General features: G+C 48.2%; 6 protein-coding genes. All 6 read right to left on the bottom strand.

Annotated elements, in window-relative coordinates; genetic code table 11:
• Positions 1–1,658: molybdopterin-dependent oxidoreductase (locus IH879_17450; protein MCH7676709.1), on the bottom strand; the 1,658-nt coding region annotated here is incomplete at its 3' end.
• A gap of 31 nt (positions 1,659–1,689) precedes the next feature.
• Complete coding sequence (locus tag IH879_17455) at positions 1,690–2,172, bottom strand: (2Fe-2S)-binding protein (protein MCH7676710.1); 483 nt, start codon at positions 2,170–2,172, stop codon at positions 1,690–1,692.
• A 13-nt stretch (positions 2,173–2,185) separates the two neighbouring features.
• A complete protein-coding gene (locus IH879_17460) occupies positions 2,186–3,328 on the bottom strand; it encodes an acyl-CoA dehydrogenase family protein (protein MCH7676711.1) in 1,143 nt (380 codons plus the stop codon).
• A 33-nt stretch (positions 3,329–3,361) separates the two neighbouring features.
• Positions 3,362–4,564 (bottom strand): acetyl-CoA C-acetyltransferase, encoded by a 1,203-nt coding sequence (locus IH879_17465; protein MCH7676712.1) that lies wholly within the window; start codon positions 4,562–4,564, stop codon positions 3,362–3,364.
• 19 nt (positions 4,565–4,583) lie between these two features.
• Positions 4,584–5,375 carry an enoyl-CoA hydratase/isomerase family protein gene (locus IH879_17470; GenBank protein MCH7676713.1) on the bottom strand — a complete coding sequence of 264 codons (792 nt, stop codon included), beginning with the start codon at positions 5,373–5,375 and terminating at the stop codon, positions 4,584–4,586.
• A 67-nt stretch (positions 5,376–5,442) separates the two neighbouring features.
• Positions 5,443–6,443 (bottom strand): aldehyde dehydrogenase family protein (locus IH879_17475; GenBank protein ID MCH7676714.1); only part of this gene is annotated, 1,001 nt, incomplete at its 5' end.

Consider the following 6,443-nt stretch of genomic DNA (forward strand, 5'->3'; position numbering starts at 1 on the left):
CGCTTTTCCCTGATTTTATCGGCAGCTTGAATTGCTGCATTTCCAGCCATGAAGGTAACCCGGCTCGAATAGGAACCTAAATCAATCGGGTCGGTGTCGGAATCTGCTGAAAAGATGCGGATGCGATCAAGGTTTACACCTAACGGCTCGGCGACACATTGAGCCAGCATGGTGTCACTCCCCTGCCCTATTTCCGCGGCCATACAGTGAACCGTGATTCCGCCGTCCATATCAATTTTCAGGTGAACAGTCGACTGCGGAAGTTCATTAAAATAAATGCGGTGTGCGCTGCCGCTGATGTAAAAACCACAGGCGACACCGACTCCCTCTCCATATGGCAGCTTGCCGTGCTTTTTATCCCATCCTGAGCGCTGGCGGGCCCGGTCGATACATTCGCGAGTTCCGTTGCTGGTGATTCTAAAACCGTTAACCGTTTCAGTATTGGCTGGCAATAAATTCTGCAGGCGAAAATCACAGGGATCGGTGTTCGCTTCCTCGGCAAGCAGATCCATCACCACTTCAAAGGCGTAGCGGGAATTCGCGGCACCATGTCCGCGCATCGCCCCGCAGGGCGCTTTATTTGTATAAACTCTGCGTCCGGCATATTTGAAATTCGGAATTTTGTAAGGACCCATTGAAAGGACGCCGTTATAATAAGTCGTCACGACACCAAAACTTCCCCAGGCGCCGCCATCAATCGTGGCATCTAGATCCAGAGCGGTAAGCTTGCCCTTTTCGTCTGCAGCAATGGTAATGTGGGTTTTGGTGGGATGTCTGCCGTGATTGTTATAAAAGACTTCTTCGCGATCAAAGAGAATTTTCACCGGACGACCGCATTTTCTGGAAAGCAACGAGACGATCATTTCATGGGGAAACGGATCGCTTTTACCACCAAAGCCGCCGCCGACCATCGGTCGAATAACCCGGATCTTGTGCATCGGCATTTCCATCACTTCGGCCAACGCCCGGTGCAGATAGTGAGGCACTTGTTGTGCCGACCAAATGATCAGACGCTGGTCTGCATCGAAATGTGCGATGCTGGCGATCGGCTCGGTAAAGGCATGAGTCACACCGACAAAATCAAAATCTTTTGTGATGGCGTATTTTGAGCTCTTTATCGTACCTGGTACATCGCCAAAATGTTGTTCAACAGATTTATGGATGTTTGTGCCATCTTCTGTCTTATCCTGAATGGGCTCATCCGTTTTTTTCAGGCCGTCATCCAAACGCACAACGGGATCGAGTTTTTCCCACACAATTTCAAGGAGCTGCAAGGCTGCAATCGCGGTCTCTTCGTCAATGGCAGCTACCGCAGCTACACAGTCGCCGATATAAAGCGCCTTGCCTTCCCTGCCGGGAGCGCCTGGTTTAGGCAGACTAATTTCGTCTTTTGAAATCGGTAAAACACCAAAGCGATTTTGCGCACCTGGTTCGTCTCCTGTAAGCACCGCATAAACGCCGTCCAAAGCCTCGGCCTTTGAGACATCAATACTTTTGACTCTGGCGTGCGAATACGGACTGCGTAGAATCTTGCAAATCAGCATTCCCGGGAGTTTGATATCGTCGGTGTAAAAGCCTTCGCCGGTAGTTTTTTTGAGCGCGTCTACAAGAGGCACTCGTTTTCCGATGATGTTTAAACTTTGCTTCGCGTTTTTCATGTTGGGTTTCCTTTAAAAAGAAGTTCTCTAATTACTTCTTTTCTCCATTGCCTTGTAATTTTGCAACATTTTCAATGGCATCTACGATTTTAATATAACCTGTGCATCGACACATATTGCCTGAGATCGCTTCTTCGATTTCCTCACGCTTCGGATCCGGATTTTCATCAAGCAAAGCTTTCGCGGTCATAATGAATCCTTGCGTACAAAATCCGCACTGCGATCCGCCGGATTCGGCAAACGCCCGCTGCAAAGGATGCACAATCGGCGACTTCAACCCTTCGATGGTAACAATCTTTTTACCAATGCACTCCAGCGCCATGGTCAAACAAGACAGCCTTGCCCGGCCATCTATCAGGACATTACAGCAGCCGCAGGTGCCCATGTCGCAGCCACGTTTAGTGCCGGTTAAATTTAGATTTTCCCGGACGACATCGAGAAGCACATCGTATTCCCGGATTGCGGTCTCCTGAGTTGAGCCGTTGATGTTTAGTTTGATTATTTTACGAAGCATTTGATTTTACCTTTTACTTCTTACGAAAAAGTTCGCGGGCAATGATCACTCTTTGAATCTGACTGGTGCCTTCATAAATCTGGAAAATTTTGGCGTCCCGCATCATTTTCTCAACCGGGTATTCTGCTGAGTAGCCGTAGCCGCCAAACACTTGCACCGCATCCGTTGCTGTTTTCATGGCCATGTCCGCCGCAAAGGCTTTCGCAAAGGCTGCCTCAAGAGTATTTGGTTTACCCTGATCCGTTTTCCATGCGGATTTCCAAACCAGCATGCGCGCAGCTTCGACATTCATAGCCATATCCGCAATCATAAAACTCACCGCTTGATGTTTTGAAATCGGGACACCAAAGGTCGTGCGTTCCGACGCATATTTAATAGACTCCTCCATGGCGCCTTGCGCTAAACCCACTGCGGCAGCCGCCACGATAGGCCGCGAATGATCAAAGGCAAACATGGCAATTTTCCAGCCCTCACCTTCACTGCCTAACCGATTGGCCTCTGGAACTTTGACATCCTCAAAAGTAATCCCGCGCGTGTCTGAGGCTCTCTGTCCCAATTTTTCCTCATGTTTCCCGACCGTGACTCCGGGCGTATCTGCGGGCACTATAAAAGCCGTCATTCCTTTATAGCCGGCTTCCGGATCCGTGTAAGTTAATACAAAAAACCACTTGGCCTGAGCGGCGTTGGTGATCCACATTTTCTGGCCGTTGATGACATAGTCGTTGCCAACTTTCCTGGCATTCGTCTTGATCCCGGCAACATCAGAACCGGCGCCCGGTTCCGTTACCGCATAAGCGGAAAACGAAAATTCCTCAACCATCTGCCCCAGATATTTTTTCTTTTGCTCTTCGTTAGCAGCTACCAGCAACGGTCCCTCGGCGAGCATATTTGACATCATCGAAGTGCCGATTCCGGTACAACCAACCCCAAACTCTTCGGCAATCAAGCAATCGTCAAGAACGCCAAGACCGGCACCGCCGTATTCCTCAGGGACCTGGATATTCATCAAGCCCAGCTCCCACGCTTTCTTAATCACTTCGGTTGGAAACTCCGCTTTCTTGTCGTATTCAGCAGCAACGGGTTTAATTTCTTTTTGGGTGAATTCCCGTGTCAGGTCTCTCAGTTGCTTTTGTTCATCGGAAAGGCTAAAATCGATCATGATTCATCCTTTAGATATTTTTCTATTCCATTAGTTGTAACTAACTTGCTCCAGCAACAAGGTCATTCCCATACCGCCGCTCACACATAAAGTAGCTAATCCCAGAGAGGCTTCTCGCTTACGCATTTCATGAACCAAAGTCACAGTAATTCGTGTTCCCGTACAACCAATTGGGTGTCCTAAAGCTATGGCCCCTCCATTAACATTGACCTTGTCAAGGTCAAAATCCAATTCTCGATGACAGGCCAACACTTGCACTGCAAAAGCCTCGTTCAACTCAATTAAATCAATATCGTTAAGGGTCAACCGGTTGCGGTCTAGCAATTTTTTAATGGCGGGAACCGGCCCAATCCCCATCAGGGCAGGTTCCACACCGGCAACCGTATAATCAACGATCCTGGCCATGGGCTTGATGTTTAGTTCATTGCTTTTAGATTCCGAAACCACCAAAACCGCTGCCGCACCATCGGTAATTCCTGAGGCATTTCCTGGGTGAACCGTTCCATTTTCTTTGAAAACGGGCGTGAGTTTGGCAAGATCTTCTATCGTGGTCTCGGGCCTGGGATGCTCATCAGTTTCTATTAAATTAACTTGTCCTTTTCTGCCTGGGATTTCAGCAGCCACAATCTCATCTTTGAATCCGCCATTTTTTTGCGCAGTTTCAGCTCTTTGCTGCGACATCAATGCGTACTCATCCGCTTCCTGACGGGTAATTTCATATTTTTCCGCCAGATTTTCGGCTGTGCCTCCCATCATTTCTTCACAGAGTGGACAAAGAAAGCCGTCCCGATACATACCGTCAACCAGTTCAGCATGGCCGAGTCTGTATCCCCAACGAGCACGGGGTAAAAAGTAAGGCGTGTTGCTCATGCTCTCAGTTCCGCCAGCCAATACAATCTCTGCATCACCCAGGGCAATTGCCTGATAAGCGTTGACGATTGCTTTCATTCCCGAAGCGCAAGCTTTATTGACGGTATATGCCGGTACCGTTTCCGGACAGCCACTTTTGTAGGCAATCTGGCGCGCTGGATTTGGACCTGCTCCCGCCTGACGTGCATGACCGAAAATCACTTCATCGATTTGACCGGGTGCAATTCCGGCTCTTTTGATGCATTCTTTGGCCGCGATCGTCCCCAACTCGGGAGCTGTCAAAGAACTGAACTGCCCACCAAATTTGCCGATGGACGTTCGAACCGGCGCACACAGAAAAATATTTTTATTTCGTTCGATCATGGATTAAAAAGCAGGGAGATCATTTGCCCTGAAATTGCGGCTTCCGCTTCTCACGAAAGGCACTTATACCTTCTTTATGATCTTCGGTTTTGATTAAGATACTCTGCGCCAAACTTTCGAGGGTCCGACCCGTTGCCATGTCAACATTCACACAATTCCATAAAATGCGTTTGACCAAACCTAAAGCCACTGGGGCACGAGTGAGCAAATGTTCGGCTAATTTTTGAGCTTCATCTAACAATTTATCATGAGAGATAACTTTGTTTATCAGTCCGATTTTTTCTGCTTCACTTGCTGAAATCATTTCACCGGTAAAAATAAGTTCTTTGGCTTTTCCGTAACCGATGAGTTTGACGAGCCTGGAGCATCCGCCCACGCCCGGAATGAGACCAATTAAGTTCTCTTTAAAACCAAACTTCGCTTCTTCGGATGCGAAGCGAATGTCACACGATAAAGTTATTTGCAGTCCGGCACCAGTGCATGGCCCATTGATAGCCGCAATCACGGGTTTTTCGAGGGTTTCTAAAGTATCAAAGAAATTGGTAAACCCTTGCGTTTCACGTCGAAACTCAGGGGTCTTCCAATCATTATCTAAAAAATCAATATCGCCGCCTGCAGAAAATGCCCGCCCCGCACCGGTAAATACAATCACTCTAATTTGATCATTTGAAATCAGTTCGTCGCTTAGAGCTTTGAACTCTGAACGCATTTCGGCATTCATGGCATTGAGTTTTTCGGGACGATTCAGGGTGACCGTGGCTATTCCGTCTGCGTCTATTTTGAATTTGATGGTTTTAAAGGAATCAGACATAGATGTTTTCAAAAATCGATAACCAATTACCGGTGCTATCGCTCAAAGTGAAGGCATCGGTGTTGAATCAACTCGTTGCAATGACAACCGATTTCGTTTCCATATAATAATCCAACGCTTCTGAGCCGTGCTCTTTGCCGAGCCCGCTCTGCTTAAAGCCGCCAAAAGGCAGCTGATCAAAAATAATTTGCGCTGAATTAATCCAGGTGTAGCCGGATTCAATGCGTTCAGCAGCGAAGTGCGCGCGGTTTATATCTCGGGTCCAAATAGATGAGCCCAGGCCGTAAATGTGGTTGTTGGCTTTTGCGAGCGCTTCGTCTAAATCCCCAACCCGCATAATGGGCAAGGCAGGTCCAAAGACTTCTTCCTGGACAATTTTGGAAGATTCATCAATATCGGTTAGAAGAGTGGGCATGTAAAAATATCCTTTCTCGTACTCTGCACCTTCGGGTCGGCTGCCACCTACTAAAACACGTGCGCCTTTATCAACCGCGTCCTGAACCTGCATTTCAACTTCTTCGCGTTGAGATTTCGAATGCATCGGGCCAATCATGGCGCCCTCTGCCATGCCGTCCTTTAGTCTAAGTTTTTTCGCCTTTACAGTTAATTTTTCAATAAACTCATCTGCGATTTGTTCAAAAAGATAGAGCCGCTTTACCGCCAGGCAGGCCTGCCCACAGTTAAAAAAACGCCCAACTGAGGCAGCGCTAACTGCTTTGTCGATGTCACCGTCTTCACAGACAATCATCGGATCGCTGCCGCCCAACTCAAGCGTAACCCGTTTGATTTCCTTGGCCGCAGCTGCCATTACTTTTCGGCCGGTATCGGTAGATCCGGTAAAGCCGATTTTTCGAACTTTGGAATTCTCAATAATTTCCTGCCCGACCGTGCTTCCGGGCCCCGTGACAATATTCAACACGCCTATGGGAAGGCCCGCTTTAAACATCAACCCAATCACCTTCGTTGCCGTAAGCGGTGTGGTTCCTGCGGGCTTTACGACAAATGTATTGCCAGCGAGAAGTCCCGGAGCGAGTTTATTTCCCATGAGCGATACCGGAAAATTCCATG

It is taken from the genome of candidate division KSB1 bacterium (assembly GCA_022562085.1).
GTDB lineage: Bacteria > Zhuqueibacterota > Zhuqueibacteria > Oceanimicrobiales > Oceanimicrobiaceae > Oceanimicrobium.